The sequence below is a fragment of the Thioclava sp. DLFJ4-1 genome, from assembly GCF_002020145.1.
Classification (GTDB): Bacteria; Pseudomonadota; Alphaproteobacteria; order Rhodobacterales; family Rhodobacteraceae; genus Thioclava; species Thioclava sediminum.
Map to the genome: position 1 here is coordinate 257,333 of NZ_MPZT01000003.1, position 19,801 is coordinate 277,133.

At 64.0% G+C, this 19,801-nt stretch carries 19 protein-coding genes; 11 read left to right on the plus strand and 8 right to left on the minus strand.

The features are described 5' to 3' along the window. Window positions 1-259 precede the first annotated feature (259 nt). The 5 genes from BMI85_RS11110 (at window position 260) to BMI85_RS11130 (ending at window position 5,017) form a co-directional block, all read left to right on the plus strand. The gene (locus tag BMI85_RS11110) at window positions 260-1,477 is read left to right on the plus strand and encodes an ABC transporter substrate-binding protein (protein ID WP_078601341.1); all 1,218 of its coding nucleotides are present in this window, start codon (window positions 260-262) and stop codon (window positions 1,475-1,477) included. Between the two features lie 72 nt (window positions 1,478-1,549). After that, window positions 1,550-2,323 (plus strand): ABC transporter ATP-binding protein, encoded by a 774-nt coding sequence (locus tag BMI85_RS11115; protein ID WP_078540781.1) that lies wholly within the window; start codon window positions 1,550-1,552, stop codon window positions 2,321-2,323. Window positions 2,324-2,334: 11 nt separating this feature from the next. Further along, entirely contained in the window at window positions 2,335-3,042 is a 708-nt protein-coding gene (locus tag BMI85_RS11120) for an ABC transporter ATP-binding protein (protein WP_198453301.1), read from the plus strand. Window positions 3,043-3,105: 63 nt separating this feature from the next. After that, window positions 3,106-4,002, plus strand: coding sequence for a branched-chain amino acid ABC transporter permease (locus BMI85_RS11125; RefSeq protein WP_246831903.1), 897 nt, complete (start codon window positions 3,106-3,108; stop codon window positions 4,000-4,002). A 94-nt stretch (window positions 4,003-4,096) separates the two neighbouring features. Beyond that, entirely contained in the window at window positions 4,097-5,017 is a 921-nt protein-coding gene (locus BMI85_RS11130; protein WP_078601570.1) for a branched-chain amino acid ABC transporter permease, read from the plus strand. 141 nt (window positions 5,018-5,158) lie between these two features. On the opposite strand, the gene BMI85_RS11135 is transcribed toward BMI85_RS11130, so the two are convergent. Next, entirely contained in the window at window positions 5,159-5,341 is a 183-nt protein-coding gene (locus BMI85_RS11135; RefSeq protein ID WP_078550189.1) for a hypothetical protein, read from the minus strand. Continuing rightward, window positions 5,338-5,886 carry a hypoxanthine phosphoribosyltransferase gene (gene hpt, locus BMI85_RS11140; protein ID WP_078520791.1) on the minus strand — a complete coding sequence of 183 codons (549 nt, stop codon included), beginning with the start codon at window positions 5,884-5,886 and terminating at the stop codon, window positions 5,338-5,340. Before hpt ends, BMI85_RS11135 begins: the two co-directional genes overlap by 4 nt. A gap of 84 nt (window positions 5,887-5,970) precedes the next feature. On the opposite strand from hpt, the gene BMI85_RS11145 reads away from it, so the two are divergent. After that, complete coding sequence (locus BMI85_RS11145) at window positions 5,971-6,429, plus strand: type II toxin-antitoxin system RatA family toxin (protein ID WP_078520790.1); 459 nt, start codon at window positions 5,971-5,973, stop codon at window positions 6,427-6,429. A 77-nt stretch (window positions 6,430-6,506) separates the two neighbouring features. Here BMI85_RS11145 and BMI85_RS11150 read toward each other — a convergent pair whose 3' ends face one another. From BMI85_RS11150 to BMI85_RS11165, 4 genes are all read right to left on the minus strand, one after another. Continuing rightward, window positions 6,507-7,685, minus strand: a complete 1,179-nt coding sequence (locus BMI85_RS11150; protein ID WP_078601571.1) for an ammonium transporter — start codon at window positions 7,683-7,685, stop codon at window positions 6,507-6,509. Between the two features lie 179 nt (window positions 7,686-7,864). Continuing rightward, window positions 7,865-8,338 (minus strand): CinA family protein, encoded by a 474-nt coding sequence (locus BMI85_RS11155; RefSeq protein WP_078550193.1) that lies wholly within the window; start codon window positions 8,336-8,338, stop codon window positions 7,865-7,867. Continuing rightward, window positions 8,335-8,844 (minus strand): phosphatidylglycerophosphatase A, encoded by a 510-nt coding sequence (locus BMI85_RS11160; protein ID WP_078601342.1) that lies wholly within the window; start codon window positions 8,842-8,844, stop codon window positions 8,335-8,337. The genes BMI85_RS11155 and BMI85_RS11160 overlap by 4 nt, the downstream gene beginning before the upstream one ends. Window positions 8,845-8,848: 4 nt before the next feature. After that, window positions 8,849-9,976: a bifunctional 2-C-methyl-D-erythritol 4-phosphate cytidylyltransferase/2-C-methyl-D-erythritol 2,4-cyclodiphosphate synthase gene (locus BMI85_RS11165; RefSeq protein ID WP_078601343.1), complete on the minus strand. Its 1,128-nt coding sequence runs from the start codon at window positions 9,974-9,976 to the stop codon at window positions 8,849-8,851. Window positions 9,977-10,192: 216 nt separating this feature from the next. Between BMI85_RS11165 and dusB the strand changes: the two genes are divergently transcribed. From dusB to BMI85_RS11190, 5 genes are all read left to right on the plus strand, one after another. Next, window positions 10,193-11,173 (plus strand): tRNA dihydrouridine synthase DusB, encoded by a 981-nt coding sequence (gene dusB / locus BMI85_RS11170; protein ID WP_281480936.1) that lies wholly within the window; start codon window positions 10,193-10,195, stop codon window positions 11,171-11,173. Next, window positions 11,170-12,237, plus strand: coding sequence for an ATP-binding protein (locus tag BMI85_RS11175; protein WP_078520786.1), 1,068 nt, complete (start codon window positions 11,170-11,172; stop codon window positions 12,235-12,237). The genes dusB and BMI85_RS11175 overlap by 4 nt, the downstream gene beginning before the upstream one ends. A gap of 3 nt (window positions 12,238-12,240) precedes the next feature. Beyond that, entirely contained in the window at window positions 12,241-13,611 is a 1,371-nt protein-coding gene (locus tag BMI85_RS11180) for a response regulator (protein ID WP_078520785.1), read from the plus strand. Window positions 13,612-13,684: 73 nt separating this feature from the next. Beyond that, a complete protein-coding gene (locus tag BMI85_RS11185; protein WP_246831904.1) occupies window positions 13,685-15,967 on the plus strand; it encodes a PAS domain-containing sensor histidine kinase in 2,283 nt (760 codons plus the stop codon). Then, on the plus strand, window positions 15,964-17,364 hold the full coding sequence (locus tag BMI85_RS11190) for a sigma-54 dependent transcriptional regulator (protein WP_078520784.1): 1,401 nt from the start codon (window positions 15,964-15,966) through the stop codon (window positions 17,362-17,364). The genes BMI85_RS11185 and BMI85_RS11190 overlap by 4 nt, the downstream gene beginning before the upstream one ends. Before the next feature lie 101 nt (window positions 17,365-17,465). Here the strand turns inward: BMI85_RS11190 and BMI85_RS11195 are convergent, their stop codons facing one another. Further along, entirely contained in the window at window positions 17,466-18,794 is a 1,329-nt protein-coding gene (locus BMI85_RS11195) for a branched-chain amino acid ABC transporter permease (RefSeq protein WP_078601344.1), read from the minus strand. After that, window positions 18,791-19,798 (minus strand): branched-chain amino acid ABC transporter permease, encoded by a 1,008-nt coding sequence (locus BMI85_RS11200; RefSeq protein ID WP_078540795.1) that lies wholly within the window; start codon window positions 19,796-19,798, stop codon window positions 18,791-18,793. The genes BMI85_RS11195 and BMI85_RS11200 overlap by 4 nt, the downstream gene beginning before the upstream one ends. Between the last annotated feature and the right edge of the window lie 3 nt (window positions 19,799-19,801).

The following is a 19,801-nucleotide window of genomic DNA, read 5'->3' on the forward strand; positions in this document are numbered from 1 at the left end:
CATGGCCGGTTTCTGCCTAAGGTGCGTGCACTGACAGGAAGTTTATCGGGTCATCGGGAACCGCGGCGGCGCAAGCACTTGAATGTCCGTCCGTTTCCACGCTGAATTCACTGGCGGCCGCGTTGAGGAGCAGGGACGGCCGCATGAGGAGAAAAACAAGATCGTAATCCGGTGGGGACCGAAAATGCGTCCCGTCGGTGTGCTCTCATGGCGCCGCGCGCCGGGGAGCCAAATATATCAACCAATGGGAGGAATGTTGATGAAATCAGCTATTTACGCAGGTGTGAGTGCCGCAGCGCTGAGCATCGCCGCAGGCGGCGCGATGGCGCAGGACGCGATCTCGAACGGCTCCGTGAAAATCGGTGTGCTGGGCGATATGTCCGGCGTCTATTCGACCGGTTTCTCGGGTAAGGGCGCGGTCGACGCGGTCAAGATGGCCGTGCGCGACTTCGGCGGCGAAGTTCTCGGCAAGCCGATCGAAGTGATCTCGGCCGACCACCAGAACAAGGCGGACGTCGGTTCGGCCACCGCTCGCGAGTGGATCGACCAAGAGCATGTCGACATGATCGCCGACCTGACCAACTCGGCCGTGGCGCTTGCCGTGCAGCAACTCGCCTCCGAGAAGAAGACCATCACCTTCGCCACCGGCGCTGCCACCGCGGCTCTGACCGGCGAGAACTGCTCGAAATACGGTATCCACTACGGCTACGACACCCACGCGCTGCCGGTCGGCACCGCGACGGCCGTTGTGAAGAATGGCGGCGACAGCTGGTACTTCATCACCGCCGACTACGCCTTCGGTCACGCGCTGCAGGACAACACGTCCTCGGTCGTGGAAGATCTGGGCGGCTCGGTCGTGGGCAGCTCGGACGTGCCGCTGGCAACCACCGACTTCTCCTCCTATCTGCTTCAGGCGCAAAGCTCGGGCGCGAAGGTGATCGGTCTCGCGAATGCGGGTCAGGACACCGTCAACGCCATCAAGCAGGCGCATGAATTCGGCATCGTCGCAGGCGGCCAGCAGCTCGCTGGTATGCTCGTGCTGATCTCGGACGTGAAGTCGCTCGGCACCGACGTCGCCAAAGGCCTCCAGTTCACCAGCGGTTGGTACTGGAACATGGATGACGAAAGCCGGAAGTGGAAAGCGGAGTACGAGAAGTTCTCGGGCGGCGAAGCGCCGACCTTCGTGCACGCAGCCGACTACTCGCTGACCATGGCCTATCTCCAAGCGATCAAGGCGGCTGGCACCGACGACGCCGACAAGGTGCGTGAGCAGCTTGGCAAGATGAAGATCGACGACTTCTTCGCCAAAGGCGGCACCATCCGTCCCGACGGCCTTCTCGAGCATGACATGTATCTGCTCAAGGTGAAGGACGGCGGCGAAGATCCGTGGGATGTGGCCGACGTGGCACGCACGATTCCGGGCAACGAGGCCTATGCCTCGCTCGAAGCGGGCGGCTGCAAGCTGGTCAACAAGTGATCTGAACAAATCCTTGGCGCAGGGCGGCATTGCGACCGCCCTGCGCCTGCGTATCAGTCCGAAAGCGAGACCATGAGCGACGATATCATTCTCGAGGCCAAGAACCTGACCAAGAGTTTCGGCGGCTTCGTGGCCGTCAATGACGTGAACCTGCGCATCAAGCGCGGCGCGATCCACGCGATCATCGGCCCGAACGGAGCGGGTAAGACGACGATGTTCAACCTGCTGACGAAATTCATCACGCCCACATCGGGCAAGATCCTCTTCAACGACCGCGATATCACCAATCGCAAACCCGCGGAGATCGCCAATATGGGCATCGTGCGGTCGTTCCAGATTTCCGCCGTGTTCCCGCACCTGACGGCGCTGGAGAACGTGCGGCTTGCGCTGCAGCGCTCGCTGGGCGTGAGCTACCAGTTCTGGCGCTCCAAATCGGTGCTGCATGACCTCGACGCGAAAGCGGTCGCGGCGCTTGATCAGGTGGGTCTGAAGGAGTTCGCCCATCTCAAGGCGGTGGAGCTGCCCTACGGGCGCAAACGCGCGCTGGAGATCGCGACGACGTTGGGGTTGGAGCCGGAACTCATGCTGCTCGACGAGCCGACCCAGGGCATGGGCACCGAGGACGTGGGCGCCGTGACCGAGCTGATCGGCCGTGTCCGCGAGGGGCGCACCATCGTGATGGTGGAGCATAACCTCGGCGTCGTGGCCGAACTGGCCGACACGATCACCGTGCTCGCGCGCGGCGAAGTGCTGGCCGAAGGGCCCTATTCCGAAGTGTCGAAGAACCCGGCTGTCATGGAGGCCTATATGGGCGTCTCCGCCGACGAGCAGGAGGAGGTCGCATGAGCACCGAAACGATGATCAAACCGATGCTCAAGATCGAGAACCTGCATGCATGGTATGGCGAGAGCCACGTGCTGCACGGGATCAATCTCGAACTGGGCGAGGGACAGCTGATCACCCTTCTGGGCCGCAACGGCGCGGGCCGCTCGACCACGCTGCGCTCGATCATGGGGATGGTCGATCGCCGCGAAGGCTCGATCAAGATCAATGGCGAGGAGTTCCTGACGAAACCCACGCACAAGATCTCGCCCGATGCGCGGATCGGCTATTGCCCCGAGGAGCGCGGCATCTTCGCCTCGCTCAATGTCGAGGAAAACCTGATGCTTCCGCCGAGCGTGGGAGAGGGCGGCATGTCGGTGGAGGAACTCTTCGAGATGTTCCCGAACCTCGCCAATGTCCGCAAGCGGATGGGCACGCGGCTTTCGGGCGGCGAACAGCAGATGCTGGCCATCGCGCGCATCCTGCGCACCGGCTCGCGGCTGCTGCTCCTTGACGAGATCACCGAGGGTCTTGCGCCCGTGATCGTGAAAACGCTGGGCCGCGTGATCCGCGACCTGAAATCGCGCGGCTATACGATCGTTCTGGTGGAGCAGAACTTCCGCTTCGCCGCCCCGCTCGCCGACCGCCATTACGTCATCGAACATGGCGAGGTGATCGACGTGATCGAAGCCGATCAGGTCGAAGCCTCGATGGACCGGCTGAACCATTACCTGAGCGTGTAACGAGAAACCGGGCCGGGCTCAGGCGCCCGAGACCCGACAGGGAGGACAACCCCGATGGATCCGATGATCCGACTTATTCTTGCCCAGGGGATGCTGGGCCTAAACAACGGCGTGTTCTACGCGATGCTGAGCCTCGGGCTCGCGGTTATCTTCGGCCTCTTGAACGTGGTCAACTTCGCGCATGGCGCGCTCTATATGCTCGGCGCGTTTCTTGCGCTGATCATGTATTCCTATGTCGGTCAGTGGATCGGCATGGCGGATCTGCATATCGGCTTCTGGCCGGCACTGATCCTCGCGCCGATCCTGGTGGCCTGTTTCGGGATGCTGATCGAGCGCTTCCTGCTGCGCAGGCTCTACAAGCTCGACCCGATCTATTCGCTGCTGCTGACCTTCGGGATCACGCTGGTGCTGCAGGGCCTGTTCATCAACTTCTTCAACGCGTCGGGCACGCCCTATCCGGGGATGCCGGAGAGCATGAAGGGCGTGACCAATCTCGGCTTCATGATGTTCCCGAAATACCGCCTCTTCGTGATCGTCTTCTCGATCGTGGTGTGTTTCGTGACCTGGTTCGTGATCGAGCGGACCCGGATCGGCGCACGGCTGCGCGCGGGCACCGAGAACCCCGAGCTGGTGAAAGCCTTCGGGATCAACGTGCCGCTGATGGTGATGCTGACCTTCGGCTTCGGCACCGGCCTTGCCGGTCTCGCAGGCGTGCTGGCGGCGCCGATCTACTCGGTCAGCCCGCTGATGGGCGCGAACCTGATCATCGTGATCTTCGCGGTCGTCGTGATCGGCGGCATGGGCTCGATTGCGGGGGCGGTGATTACCGGCTTCTCTCTGGGGCTGATCGAGGGCGTGACCAAGGTCTTCTATGCGCCCGCTGCAAACACGGTGATCTTCCTGCTGATGGTGATCGTGCTTCTGGTGCGCCCGTCGGGCCTCTTCGGACGTCAAGGGTGAGGGTGAAGACATGAGCAATACGACAAGTACGACGAGCGAAATCGGCGAATTCGAACAGGACGATGTCAGCCCCGAGACCCATAAGCGCGGCCGCATGGTGCAGGCGGTGTTCTGGGTAGTGCTGCTGGGCTTCCTCGCAGTTGCCCCCTTCTTCCTCTACCCGGTCTTCGTGATGCAGCTGCTGTGCTTCGCGCTGTTCGCGGCGGCCTTCAACCTGCTGATCGGCTTCACCGGCCTGCTGAGCTTCGGCCATGCCGCCTTCTTCGGGGGCGCGGCCTATGTGGCGGGCCATGTGCTGAAGGTCTGGGGCTCCCCGCCGATCCTCGGCATCATCGCAGGCACGCTCGCAGCCGCTGCGATGGGCTGGGTCGTGGGCTCGCTCGCGATCCGTAGGCAGGGCATCTATTTCGCGATGATCACGCTGGCGCTCGCGCAGATCGTGTATTTCTTCGCGCTGCAAATGCCCTTCACCGGGGGCGAGGACGGGTTGCAGGGCATCCCGCGCGGCAACCTGCTGGGCATCTTCAATCTCAGCGATCCGATCACGATGTATTACTTCGTGGCGGCCGTCTTCATCGTCGGCTTCCTTGCGATCTACCGCATCGTGCATTCGCCCTTCGGTCAGGTGCTGCAGGCGATCCGCGAGAACGAGCCGCGCGCGCTGTCGCTGGGCTATAACGTGGACCGGTTCAAGCTGCTGGCCTTCGTGCTCTCGGCGGGTCTGGCAGGGCTTGCGGGCTCGACCAAGGCGCTGGTGTTCCAGTTCGCCTCGCTGACGGACGCGCATTGGCAGATGTCGGGCGAGGTGATCCTGATGACGCTCTTGGGCGGCATGGGCACGATCTTCGGCCCGGTCGTGGGTGCGTTCATCGTGGTCACGCTGCAGCACTTCCTGTCGGGCATCGGCTCGTGGGTGCAGGTCGTGATCGGCGGCACCTTCATCGCCTGCGTGCTGCTGTTCCGCCGCGGCATCGTCGGCGAGATCGCGCGTCTGCTGCGCATTTCGTCGCTGTAAAACTGGCGTGGCGGGGGCTCTGCCCCCGCTCGCTACGGCCCGCCGCTTGCGGGTCGGGCGTTCGGCGGGCGTCCTTCCACTGGAAGGCCGCTTTTCCCGCCTCCCCCCCCGGGGATATTTACGCCAAGAGGAAGAGGGCCCTCAGGGTCTGGGCGCGCGCAGCGCGCGCGGGTTCACCGTCGCCCAATCCGGCCAATATCCCAGCTTTTCAATGACAACGATCGCGATCACGGCCAGCGCCACGACGGCCACGATCTTCACCTGCGTCATCGACGGCGGGCGACGTGCCCACCGCGCCATGCGCAGCAGCCACGTGTAATTCACGAAGCATCCTCGGTGAAGCGCACCTTGCCGATGAAAGGCAGGTTGCGATTGCGCTGTGCGAAGTCGATGCCGTAGCCCACGACGAACTCGTCGGGGATCTCGAAGCCGGTCCAGGTCGCGCGCACATCGACCTCGCGCCGCGACGGCTTGTCGAGCAGCGCACAGCATTCGATCCGGCCCGGTTTGCGGGCGCGCAGCATGCCCATCACGTGATGCAGCGTGAAGCCGGTATCGACGATATCCTCGACCACCAGCACGTCGCGCCCCTCGATGCCTGCGCGCAGGTCCTTGAGGATGCGCACCTCGCGCGAGCTGGTCATCGCGTCGCCGTAGCTCGACGCCTCGAGAAAATCGACCTCCACCGGCAGGTCGATCTCGCGCACCAGATCGGCGATGAACACGAAGGAGCCGCGCAGCAGCCCCACCACGACCAGCTTGTCGGTGCCCTTGAAGGTCCGGGTGATTTCGGCGGCCAATTCCTCGACCCGGGCCGCGATCTGCTTGGCCGAAATCATCTGGTCGATCACATAGGGGCGCTGCGTCATGATGTCGGGCCTCGAAACGGGTTGTAGGGCTTGAACTCGGGCTTAGCTTTAGCGCATCAAGAGGCGCAAGAAAACGGGAGAGACATGCCTAAGCATCACGAGAACCGGGTCATGCCCTATAGCGCGCAACAGATCTACGATCTGGTGGCCGATGTGGGGAGCTATCCGAAATTCCTGCCGTGGAATTCGGCAGCCCGCGTGCGCTCGCGCGAGGAGCGCCCGGACGGCTCTATCCTGATGCTGGCCGATCTGGTGATCTCGTTCAAAGTGTTCCGCGAGAAGTTCGGCTCGCGCGTGGTGCTGCATCCCGACGAACATCATATCGAGACCGAATATCTCGACGGGCCGTTCAAATACATGCACAGCCATTGGCGGATGAGCGATCGCGATGACGGCTCCTGCGAGGTCGATTTCCATGTCGATTTCGAGTTCAAGAACGCGATCCTGCAGGGCGTGATCGGGGTCGTCTTCAACGAGGCGATGCAGCGGATCGTGCGCGCCTTCGAGAAACGTGCCGAGGAGTTGTATGGCCCCAAGGGCTGAGTGATCCTCGCCTCAGGTGCTACGAAAAAGGCCGCCCGTCGGGGCGGCCTTTTCTGTTTTGGGTCAGGCTCCTGCGATCAGGAGTTCATGTCATAGGCGCGCTCGCCATGCGTGGACAGGTCCAACCCGTTGGTTTCGTGCTCGTCGCTCACGCGCAGAGGGAAGACCAGCCGCACCAGCATCGCCAGCACCCAGCTGCCCGCGACGGTGAAGATACCGACGACGGCCAGCGCGCCGAGTTGCGCCACGAACGACCCATGCCCGAAGACTGCGATCATGATCGTGCCGAAGATGCCGCCCACGCCATGGACCGCGAAGACGTCAAGGCTGTCATCGACATGCAGCCTTTCACGGATCAGCACGACGAATTCCTGACAGATGATCCCGGCGGCGAAGCCGATCACCAGCGCTTCGATCGGGCCCACGAAGCCCGAGGCCGGGGTGATCGAGGCCAGACCTGCGATCGTGCCGGTCACGAGGCCCACCATCGAGGCTCGGCCGAACTTGATGCGCTCCCACAGCGCCCAGCTGAGCGAGGCGGCGGCGGCGGAGATATGGGTGACGGTGATCGCCATGCCGGCTACGCCATCGGCCGCCAGTTCCGAGCCGCCGTTGAAGCCGAACCAGCCGACCCAGAGCAGCCCTGCGCCCATCGCGACCATGCCGGGGTTATGCGGCGGCGTGGTGCGCTTCACCCGCGGGCCGATCATCAGCGCCAGTACGAGGGCTGCGAGGCCTGCGGTTTCGTGCACCACGATGCCGCCTGCGAAATCCTTGGTTCCGACCGCACCCCAGATGCCGCCATCGGACATGATGCCACCGCCCCAGATCCAATGCGCGACCGGCGCGTAGATCAGCAGCATCCACAGCCCGGTGAAGACCATCACGAAGCCGTAGTTGATCCGCTCCACGAAGGCGCCGACGATCAGCGCGGGCGTGATGATCGCGAAGGTCATCTGGAAGGCGAAGAAGACGATCTCGGGGATCGAGCCCGACAGCGTGTCCGGCGTGATGCCCAGCAGCGCGAATTTACCCAAGCCGCCCCAATAGCCATTGGCGTCCCCGAAGGCGATCGAATAGCCGAACAGCAGCCACAGCACGCTCATCAGCGCCGCGATCGAGAAACACTGCATGAAGATCGACAGCACGTTGCGCGCCCGCACGAGCCCGCCGTAAAACAGCGCCAGCCCCGGCAGCGTCATCAGCAAAACCAGCGCCGTCGCCACCATGATCCACGCGGTATCGGCCGCGTTCATCCCCGCTTCCATCTCGACAAATCCTCCTCGAAATTCCCTCTGGAGGGCAGGGGCCATAAGCGCCGCGCGCAATAAAGAGACATTTTGCGCAAAACCCGCCTATTCGCGCGTCACTTTTGTAACTGCGCGAAAAATGGGCGGTGCGGGGTGCGTGTGCTTATGACGTGGGCGGTTTGGAGTCAGGCTTGCGCCGCCGACAGCAGCAGGGCGAGCGCGTGATCGCGGGCCGCTTCGCGCACTTTGTCGCGGCCGAGTGCGCCGAATTCGACCGTCTCGACTTGGGTTTCGGCGCCCTCGCGCGCGAGGCCGAAACAGACGCGGCCCTCGGGTTTGAATTCCGATCCGCCGGGGCCCGCGATGCCGGTGATCGCGACGGCGATCTGGGCGTGGGAGTGGCTCAGCGCGCCCTCGGCCATCTCGCGCGCGACAGGCTCGGAGACCGCGCCGTGGGCGTCGAGGCTTTCCGCGCTGACGCCCAGCATCTCGCGTTTGGCGTCATTGGTGTAGGTGACAAAGCCGCGCTCCACGACCGCGGACGATCCCGGAATATCGGTAAGGGCTGCGGCGACCATCCCTCCGGTGCAGCTCTCGGCGGTCGCGACCATCAGGCCGCGCGCCTTGCAGGCGTCGAGAACGTCCGACGCGCGGCTCATCCCATCATGCCCAGAAAGACGATGTGGTAGAGGCCTGCGAGGATGATCGACACGATCCCGGCGAAGACCCCGGCCCAGATATCGTCGAGCATTACGCCCGTCGCGTCATGGCGGCGATCGGCGCGGCCCACGAGCCACGGCTTCCAGATGTCGAACAGGCGGAACAGCAGGAACGCGGCGACCGGGCCGGGCCAGACCATATGCAGATCGACCCCCGTGGAGAGGCCGCGCTGCCAGAAGCCGAAGGCCGGGAAGAGGAGTGCCACCCATTGGCCCGCCACCTCGTCGATGACGATCTCGGAGGGGTCGTCTTCGCTGTCGCCCAGCTGCGCGCGCACCGACCAGAAGCCGAGCGCTGTCACCGCGATGGTGGCGATCACCAGCGGGATGAAGCCCAGCCAATGCTCGATCGCCCAGCCGACCAGCACGGCGACCAGCGAGCCCCAGGTGCCCGGCGCGGGTTTCAGCAAGCCGACAAATCCGACCGTGTTGAGGACGCGCAGCATGGGGTTACTCCTTGATCAATGTGGCGGTGGCGATGGCGGCAATGCCTTCCTCGCGCCCGGTGAAACCCAGACGCTCGGAGGTGGTGGCCTTGACCGAGATCCGGCCCGGCTCGATCCCGATGATGCGGGCGAGAGTCTGCGCCATTTCAGCGGCATGCGGGCCGATCTTCGGGCGCTCGCAGATCAGCGTCACATCGGCATTGCCCAGACGAAAGCCCCGCGTCTCGGCCAGTTTCACCGCGTGATCGAGGAAGATCTCCGACGCAGCGCCTTTCCATTGCGGGTCCGACGGCGGGAAATGCCGTCCGATATCGCCCTCGGCCAGCGCGCCATAGATCGCATCGGTCAGCGCGTGCATGCCCACATCGGCATCGGAATGACCCTTGAGCTTCTTGTCATGCGGCACCGCGACCCCGCAGAGCGTCACATGATCGCCCGGCTCGAAAGCGTGCACGTCGTAGCCATGGCCCAAACGGATATCCATCTTGTCTCCCAACAGTCTCTCGGCCCGGGCGAAATCCTCCGGGTAGGTGATCTTCAGATTGTCTTCCGAGCCGCGCGTGATCGCAACCGAAAGACCGGCCGCGCGGGCCACTTCCACGTCATCGGTCGCCCCGCCGGGATGGGCGCGATGGGCGCTGAGGATCGCGTCGAAATCGAAGCCCTGCGGGGTTTGCGCGCGGTAGAGCCCGTGGCGGTCCTGCGTGCCGGTGACCTGACCGTTCTCGCCGGTCCAGAGCGCATCCGACACGGGCAGGGCGGGCGCTGCCGCCTGTGCGCTGTCGAGCGCCTCGAGCACGCCGTCGATCACCGCGCGGCTCACCAGCGGGCGGGCGCCGTCATGGATCAGCACCTTCTCGACGCCCGAGCCCTCGAGCATCTCCAGCGCATTGCGCACCGAGGCATCGCGGCTCGCACCGCCCGCACAAAGCGCGACCTCGCCCTGAAACTGCGCGATGCCGCGCGTCATGTCCTCGGGATGCAGAACGACCACGATCCGCCCGATGCCTTTGAAAGCGGCAACGGTATGGGCCAGCACCGGCTGCCCCGCGAGGCTCTGCCATTGCTTCGGGGTTTCTCCGCCAGCGCGGGTGCCACGCCCGGCGGCGACGATGATGATGGCGTTGCTCATGGCGGCTCCCTGATCGCCCAAGGGCTTAGGCGAAGACGCGGCTTTGCGCAATCGGTGCCGCTGGACGCGATACGTCGCGCGATGTGACAACTGGCCACAGTTAGGTGATTAAAAAATAGGCGGATGCTGATTTTCCCACCTAAAAAGGGGTGGACGCAATTGTGATTCTTTGGTCAAACGCCTAATTCGAAGGAAGACGAGTGACAGGACACCTCCGTGCCGAAGATTTTGGTTCTCGACGACATCACATTGACCCCTCCGGTCTTTCTCGCGCCCATGGCCGGGATCACCGACCTTCCGTTCCGGCGGATGGTGGCGCGTTTCGGCGCGGGTCTTGTCGTGTCCGAGATGGTGGCCTCGGGAGAGATGCTGACCGCGAAACCCTCGGTGCGCGCGAAAGCGCGGGTCGAGATGGGGCTGGAGCTGCCGACCTCGGTGCAGCTCGCCGGGCGCGAGCCCGAGCCGATGGCGGAGGCCGCGAAGATGGTCGCCGACATGGGTGCGCGGATCATCGACATCAATATGGGCTGCCCGGCCAAGAAGGTGACGGGCGGGGCTTCGGGCTCGGCGCTGATGCGCGATCCCGATCATGCGCTGCGCCTGATCGAGGCGACGGTGGACGCCGTCGACCTGCCGGTGACGCTGAAGATGCGGCTGGGCTGGTGTGACGACACGCATAACGCAGCCGAGATCGCGCGCCGGGCCGAGGCTGCGGGTGTGAAGATGATTGTCGTGCATGGGCGCACGCGGATGCAGTTCTACAAAGGCAGCGCCGATTGGGAAGCGATTGCCGAGACGGTCGATGCGGTCTCGATCCCGGTGATCGCCAATGGCGACGTCGTCGATGCGAGCTCCGCGCGCGCGGCACTTGCGCAATCGGGCGCGGCGGGTGTGATGGTCGGTCGCGGGGCGCAGGGCGCGCCGTGGCGGCTGGCTGAAATCGGGCATGAAATCTTTGGATCGCCGAAGCCGCAGGTTCCTTATGGGAATGCGCTTTGCGATTACATTTCAGAGCATTACGAGGCGATCTTGAGTTTCTACGGACGTGATCTCGGGCTGCGTCTCGCGCGCAAGCATCTGGGCTGGTATTGCGAGGCGGCGAATGCGCCGCTGCGCGCCGAGATGATGGTCAGTCAGACGCCGGAGGCGACCTTATCGCTGATCGAGCGCGCTTTCGGGGAAAGGTGCGCCGCATGAACCTTCCGGCCCCCGGCATTATCTGGACCTCGCTGCCGACCCCGGCTTTGCTGATCGACGGCGATGATCTTGTCGACGAGGTGAACCCCGCCGCCGAGCTGTTCCTTAACCTCTCCGCCAAGGCGCTGCGGGGTAAGGCGATCGGTGAAAGGCTCGCGATTTCCGCGCCTTTGGAGGAAATCTTCTATCGCGTTCGTAAGAACCGCGCCTCGCTCTTCGTTAACGATGTCGAGCTGACGACGGGCGAGAAAGCCCCGGTGCAATGCAATCTGCAAGCCGCCCCCGTGGGCGAAGACCCCGACCGGGTGCTGCTGCTGATCGAGCCGCGCGAGCTGGCTGATCGGTTGGGTCGCGCGAGCCTCGTGAAATCGGCAGCGCGCTCGGCCATCGGCATGGCGGAGATGCTGGCCCATGAGATCAAGAACCCGCTCGCCGGGATTGCCGGGGCGGCTCAGCTTCTGAGCATGAACTTGTCCGGCGAAGACCTTGAATTAACGGACTTAATCGTCGACGAGACACGCCGGATCGTGAAGCTGCTCGAACAGGTCGAACAGTTCGGAAACGTCCGCGCGCCCGAGAAAAAAGCGGTCAATATCCATGACGTGCTCGATCGCGCGCGCAAATCCGCAGGCGTCGGCTTCGGTGCGCATATGACGATCAAGGAGGATTACGATCCCTCGCTGCCGCCGACGCTGGGCGATGCGGATCAATTGACTCAAGTCTTCCTGAACCTGTTGAAGAACGCCGCAGAAGCCTCGGAAGGGAATGGAGAAATCAAGATCCGTACCTTCTACGAACACAGCCTGCGTCTGCGTCGCGCCGATGGATCGGGGCAGCCTCTGCCGCTGCAGATCGAGATCATCGACGACGGCCCCGGCATCCCGCCGGAAATCTCCAACGAGATCTTCGAGCCCTTCGTTTCGGGCCGCGAGAACGGCACGGGGCTTGGTCTCGCGCTTGTCTCGAAGATCATCAACGATCACGACGGCTGGGTCACGCTCGATTCAGTCCCGGGGAAGACCCGGTTTCGCATTTCACTTCCCGTTGCGCCAAAGGAGGCCTGATCCATGGACGGCACCGTACTTGTCGCGGATGACGATCGCACAATCCGCACCGTTCTGACCCAGGCCCTGACCCGGGCGGGCTGTAAGGTTCATGCCACTGCCTCGCTCGTGACGCTGATGCGTTGGGTCGAAGAGGGCAAAGGCGATCTTGTGATCTCGGACGTGATCATGCCTGACGGAAACGGGCTGGAGGCGCTGCCGAAAATCTCCGAAGAACGTCCGGGCCTGCCGGTCATCGTGATCTCTGCGCAGAACACGATCATGACCGCGATCCAGGCAGCCGAGGCCGAGGCTTACGACTATCTGCCCAAACCGTTCGATCTGCCGGATCTGATGAAGCGCGCGCAAAAGGCGCTGGAGCAGAAGCGCCGTAGCCCGATCGCACCGCGCGAGATCGAAGGCGGCGGCGATGCTGGCGATCTGCCTCTGGTCGGGCGGACCCCGGCGATGCAGGAGCTTTATCGGCTTGTCGCACGGGTGATGAATGCCGATCTCGCGGTGCTGATCGCGGGTGAAAGCGGCACCGGAAAGTCTCTGATCGCGAAGGCTATTCACGACTTTTCGGATCGCCGTACGCTGCCCTTTGTGGTGGCGCAGGCGGGCGATCTGCAGGGTGCGGATGGCCCGGCGGCGCTGGTGGCGAAAGCCAAGGGCGGCTCGCTCGTCTTCGACGAGGTTGGCGATTACGACGACGACACGCAGGCGCGGATCGTGCGGATGCTCGACGCGCTGCCCGATCCCGCGCCGCGGATCATGGCCACGACGCAGATCGACCTCGCGGGGCTGATGGAGGCGGGCAAGTTCCGTCAGGACCTGTTCTACCGGCTGGGCGGCGTGACGCTGAACGTGCCGTCCTTGCGCGAGCGGGTCGAGGATATCCCGCTTCTGGCCGAACATTTCCTTGCCCGGGCCGAGCGCGACGGGCTGGGCCTGCGCCGCTTCACGCCGGAGGCGCTGCAGCTCGTGCGCGCCTATTCCTGGCCCGGCAACGTGCGTCAGCTGGAAAACACGATCCGGCGTCTTGCGGTGACCTCACCCGAGGAAGAGATCACCCGCGCCGAGGCGGAATTCGTGCTGGGCAACCAGCCCGCGATCGAGCCGCTGCGCCAGGGCGGCGAGGGCGAGAAGCTCTCCGCCTCCATCGCGCGCCACCTGCGGCGCTATTTCGACCTTCACGGCGGCACGCTGCCGCCTCCGGGCCTTTACGACCGGATTTTGAAGGAAATGGAGGCGCCGCTGATCGAAATCGCGCTCGATGCGACCGGTGGCAACCAGGCCAGATGTGCCGATCTGCTTGGCATCAACCGCAATACGTTGCGTAAAAAGATCACCGATCTGGATATTCAGGTGACACGCCGCCGCAAACTGATGTAAACCCGCAACAGGGGCCTGTGGCTTTTCTGTTCACACGGATTCGCGAGCCACGGTCTGGAATGAGGGGGCATTAGTGCAGGGCAGCACGGCATATCGCTCAGGCTGGGACCGTTTGGCGCGCTTTCGCCGCCAGAAGCGGGTGCGCAACCTGTTTACCTTCGGTCTGGTCGTTCTGGGCCCGGCGCTCGCGATTGCGACCTTTATAGTCCTCGGGCCCTTGGGACAGGGGGCGGACAGCACCGCGCTGCGCCTGATCCTGCTCGCCGATTTCGTCTATTTCCTGCTACTCGCCGGTCTGATCCTGATGCGGCTGGTGCAGATCATTGCGGCACGGCGCGCGCATTCCGCCGGATCGCGGCTGACCCTGCGCCTGACGGGCGTTTTCGCGGGCATCGCGCTGGTGCCGACGATCCTCGTCGCGGTCTTCGCGTTCCTCACGGTGAATATCGGTCTCGAGGGCTGGTTCTCGGATCGCGTGCGCTCGGTCGTGGGCACGTCGCTTCAGGCCGCCGAGGCGTATCAGTCCGAGCATAAGCGCGATCTTGTGCAGGATAGCCGGGCGCTCGCGAATTTCCTCAATCTGCGGCGGCAGGCCTCGACCTTCATGTCGGATGGCGAACTGCGCGAATTGCTGATCACCGGGCAGGCGGGCATCCAGCGCGGCGTGAAAGAGGCCTATGTGATCGACGGCACGGGCCGGATCGTAGCCCGCGGCGATCGCTCCTATCTCTTTGATTACGAAGAACCTTCCCCGCGCGACATCGTCGAGGCGCAGAAGGGTGAGACGGTGCTGATCGAGGATTGGCCGAACTCGGAACTGCGCGCGCTGATCCGGCTCGATGCATTTGTAGACCGCTATCTCTATATCTCGCGCAAGGTGGACGGGCAGATCCTCGCGCTGCTCGATAAAACGCGCGAGACGGTGACGCTCTATCAGCAATTGGAAAGCGCGCGCGGCCGGGTGATTTTCGAATTCGGGCTGCTTTACTTCGGCTTCGCGCTGATCCTGATCCTCGCCGCGCTCTGGATGGGCCTGTGGTTCGCAGAGCGCCTGTCGCGCCCCATCGGACGGCTTGCCGCCGCGGCAGAGCGCGTCGGGTCGGGCGATCTGGATGCGCGGGTCATCGAGGCCGAGGGCGACGACGAGATCGCGACCCTCGGCGAGGCGTTCAACCGGATGACCGGGCAGTTGAAGGGCCAGCGCATGGCCCTGATCGAGAACCACCGCGAGACCGAGGAACGTCGGCGGATGTTCGATTCCGTGCTGTCTTCGGTGACTTCGGGGGTGATCGGGCTGGACGCCGATGGGCGGATAGACTTCGTGAACCGGGCGGCGATGACCTTGCTGGCGCTCGATAGTGCGCGTGACAATGCCCGCGAGCTCTCGACCGCCGTTCCGGAATTCGTCGGGCTTTACAATCGCTTGCAGGACGGACTTAACGAGGTCGCGCAAGAGGAAATCCGGGTCTCGCGCGGTGGGCGGCTGGAAAGCCTGCTGGTGCGCATGGCGGTGCGGCGCAACGATCTGGGCACGCCCGAGGGCTATGTGGTGGCCTTCGAGGATGTGACCGATCTGGTCTCGGCCCAGCGGATGGCGGCATGGGGCGATGTGGCGCGGCGCATCGCGCATGAGATCAAGAACCCGCTGACGCCGATCCAGCTTTCGGCCGAGCGGATCAAGCGCAAATTCGGCAAGATGACCGAGGGCGAAGATCTTGAAACGCTCAATCAGCTCACCGGCGTGATTGTGCGGCAAACCAATGACTTGCGGCGCATTGTTGACGAGTTCTCGCGCTTCGCGCGGATGCCGGAACCCGACCGCGCGGATCACGATCTGGCTCAACTGGTGCGCGACGCCGCGACCTTGCAGCAAGACAGCCTTCATGGCGCGAAGCTGGTGACGGATGTCCCGAGTGAGCCGGTGATCGTCGAGCTGGACGCGACGATGATCTCGCAAGCGGTGACGAACCTTGTGAAGAATGCTGGCGAAGCGATTGAGTCCTATACGGAAAAAGGCAACGTGGAAGAAGGCTTCGCGCCCGAGGTTCGCCTCGATATGCAGGTCGCGCCCGAGCATGTGACGATCCATATCGCGGATAACGGGATCGGCTTGCCGCCCGACCGCTCGCGGCTGTTCGAGCCTTACGTAACGACGCGCGAGAAAGGCACCGGGCTGGGCCTTCCCATCGTCAAGAAGATCATTGAGGAACATGGTGGAACGCTGACCCTGAGCGATGCGCCCGCCTTTGCAGAGGGTGCCCATCGCGGGGCGCTCGCCGAAATCAGGCTCCCACGCGCCCGAGCAGCGCTCAGAGCCATCAAGGAGAGGGGCGAAGCCCCCGGGGAAGTGACATGAGCGACATTCTGATCGTCGACGACGAGAAAGACATCCGCGAGCTGATCGCCGACATCCTGCGCGACGAAGGCTTCAAGACACGCCTCGCGGCGAATTCCAACGAGTGCATGGACGAGATCAACGCGCAGGAACCGGCGCTGATGATCCTCGATATCTGGCTGAAGGACAGCAAGATGGACGGGATCGACATCCTCAAGACGGTCAAGCGCGACAACCCGGACGTGCCGGTGATCATCATCTCGGGCCACGGCAATATCGAGATCGCGGTGGCGGCGATCAAGCAGGGCGCCTACGACTTTATCGAGAAGCCCTTCAACATCGACCAGCTGATGGTGGTGATCTCGCGCGCGATGGAGACGGCGCGGCTGCGGCGCGAGAACTCGACGCTGAAACGCCGCGACATGTCCTCGGGCGAGATGATCGGCGACTCGGCGGCGTTCCGGCGACTGAAGGATCAGCTCGACAAGGTCACCAAGTCCAACGGCCGGGTGATGCTGACGGGCGAGCCAGGCTCGGGCAAGGAGATGGCCGCGCGCTATATCCACCAGTTCTCGACCCGTGCGGCGGGGCCGTTCATCACGGTGAATTCCGCCTCGATCGAACCCGACCGGATGGAAGAGGTGCTGTTCGGGCGCGAGACCCCTGAGCGCGGCGTCGAGAAGGGGCTGCTGGAGCAGGCCCACGGCGGCGTGATCTATTTCGACGAGGTGGCCGAGATGCCGCTCGGCACGCAGTCGAAAATCCTGCGCGTTCTGACCGAGCAGCAATTCCTGCGCGTGGGCGGGGCCGACAAGGTCCGCGTCGATCTGCGGGTGATCTCGTCGACGACCCGCGATCTGATGACGCAGATCCGCGAGGGGCTTTTCCGGCAGGAGCTCTACGACCGGCTGAACGTCGTGCCGATCGAGGTGCCGCCGCTCTCCGAGCGGCGCGAGGACGTGCCGCTTCTGGCAGACCATTTCCTGCGCGGCTTCAACGAGACCCAGGGCCTGCCGCTGCGTGAAATCTCGGAAGAGGCTGCGGCGCTGATGCAGACGATGGATTGGCCCGGCAACGTCCGTCAGCTGCGCAACGTAATCGAGCGGGTGCTGATCCTCGGTGAAGGCACGGGTGCGATCGAGGCGCGCGAGCTGCCCGGTCAGGAAGGCCCGGCGGATGAGGGGCGCATCGTTCTGGGCGGCGCGCTCGCCACGCTGCCTTTGCGCGAGGCGCGCGAGCTGTTCGAGCGCGAATACCTGCTCACCCAGATCAACCGCTTCGGCGGCAACATCTCGCGGACCGCGAATTTCGTCGGCATGGAGCGCTCGGCATTGCACCGCAAACTCAAATCGCTCGGCGTCGTCACCACGAACAAGGCGGGCGCCCGCGTCGCCCAATTCGACGGCGGCGAGGAGTAACGAAAAACGCGCGCCTCCTTTCGAGGCGCGCGTTTGTTTTCGGCTTGGAAGAAATATCCCGGGGTGAGCCCGGAACGGGCGAGGGGCAGAGCCCCTCGTTTTTATTTCTCCGGCAAGAGCCCGCGCGGGCTGAAGCGCAGCACCATCAGCAGGATGATCCCCATCACCAGCATCCGCATATGCGGGGCCGATTGGATCAGGTGATCCTTGAGCCCGCCATCGGGGAAGGGTGCTGCCAGCGCACCCATGATATCCGGACCCCAGTCGCCTGCCTTGACCCAGACGTACCAGATCAGCACACCGCCGAGGATCGAGCCCCAGTTGTTGCCAGAGCCGCCCACGATCACCATCACGAGGATCAGGAACGTGTAGCGCAGCGGGTTGTAGGAGGTCGGCGTCATCTGCCCGTCGAGCGAGATCATCATCGCGCCCGCAAGCCCGATCACCGCCGAGCCCAGCACGAATATCTGCAGGTGGCGGCGGGTGACGTTCTTGCCCATTGCCGCCGCCGAGATCTCGTTGTCGCGGATCGCGCGCATCATCCGGCCCCAAGGCGATTTCAGCGACATCTCGGTCAGCCAGATCAGCGCGAGGATGACGATCACGAACAGCACGAGGAAGGCCAGCTTCACCGCGATCGTCGAGCCCAGCTGCGGATCGAGACCCCAGCTTTGCATCTGCGCGACGAAATCGGGCGAGTTCTGCAGGTCGATCTCGTAGGGCACCGGCCAGGGGCGCGGGATGCCGTTGACGTTCAGAACGCCCCGGTCGAGCCATTGCTCGTTCTTCAGGATCGCGACGATGATCTCTGCAATGCCGAGCGTGGCGATCGCGAGGTAATCCGAGCGCAGGCCGAGGGCGGTCTTGCCGACCAGCCAGGCCGCGCCTGCGGCGAGAACCGCGCCCACGGGCCAGGAGATCAGCGTCGGCAGGCCCAACCCGCCGAGGTTGCCCTGCGCCGAGGGGTTGATCGCCTCGATCACCTCGACCGCCGGATCGAACAGCCAGCGATAGGTGAAGAAGCCGACGACCAGCACCGCGGTCACGGCGAGGCCGCGGGTCTTGCCGCGCAGATTGCGCCAGATCCAGACCGCCGCGAGCACCGCGACGATGGCCACGAAGAAGGCCGCCATGATGCCCGGACCGCCGCCCGAGAAGGCGCCGGGGGTGGGCGGCATGGAGATCAGCACCGGGGCGAGGCCGCCAAGCGCGAGGAAGCCCATCGCGCCCGCGTTGAACAGGCCCGCATAGCCCCATTGCATGTTCACGCCGAGCGCCATGATCGCCGACAGAAGCCCCATGTTGAGAATGCCGAGCGCCGAGTTCCAGCCCGAGGTGAAACCCTCGAGCAGGATGAGCGCGGCCATGATGGCGAAGAAGAGGGGCGCACGGATGCGGCTGGTCTCGCCAGCCTGACGATTGCTGCTCATACGATTTTCCCCTTGAAGAGGCCGGTCGGCTTGAAGATCAGGACGAGGATCAGGATCGTGAAGCTGACTGCGTATTTGTAGTCGGTGGAGAGAAGCTGAACGAGCCCGTCCGGCTCCCAGCTCGGGACCAGATAGGTCGCGACCTTCTTCCATGCGTAGGTGAGGCCCACTTCCGAGAAGGAGATCACGAAGCCGCCCGCGATCGCGCCCACCGGGTTGCCGATGCCGCCGACGATGGCCGAGGCGAAGATCGGTAGCAGAAGCTGGAAATAGGTGAAGGCTTTGAACGACTTGTCGAGCCCGTAGAGCGTGCCTGCGATGGTCGCGAGCGCGCCGGTGATGATCCAGGTGACGGCCACGACCTTGTTCGGGTCGATGCCCGACAGCAGCGCCAGATCCTCGTTATCGGAAAACGCGCGCATGGATTTGCCGGTGCGCGTCTTGCCGAGGAACCAGAACAACGCGGCCACGGTGATGATCGCGGTGACGACGGTGATGACTTGGGTCGAGCGCAGCGTCAGCGGCTCGTGCAGGCCCGTCATCTCGCGCCATTGCCGGGCGTTGATGACGAAGCGCGTGCCGTCGTCGAAGTTGATCTGGTCGACGCCGATCAGGAAGCGCGTGAGCGCGTTCATCACGAACATCACGCCGACCGAGACCATGACCATGACCACGGGCGCAGCCCTGACTTTTCGGTAATATTGGTAAACGACCTTGTCCGTGCCGAGCATCAGCGCCGCGGTGACCGCGATGCCGAAGGGCAGGGCGAGAAGGGCGGTCGGCAGCGGGCCGAAGCTGATCCCCATCGCCTGAAAGCCCCAGGTGATCAGGATCACGACCCCGGTGCCGAAGGCCATCGTGTCGCCATGGGCGAAGTTGGAGAACCGCAGGATCGAGTAGATCAGCGTGACCCCGAGCGCACCGAGCGCGAGCTGCGCGCCATAGGCGGTGGCGGGGATGATGACGTAATTGGTAACCGCGACAAGCGCGTTGATGAGTTCCATTCC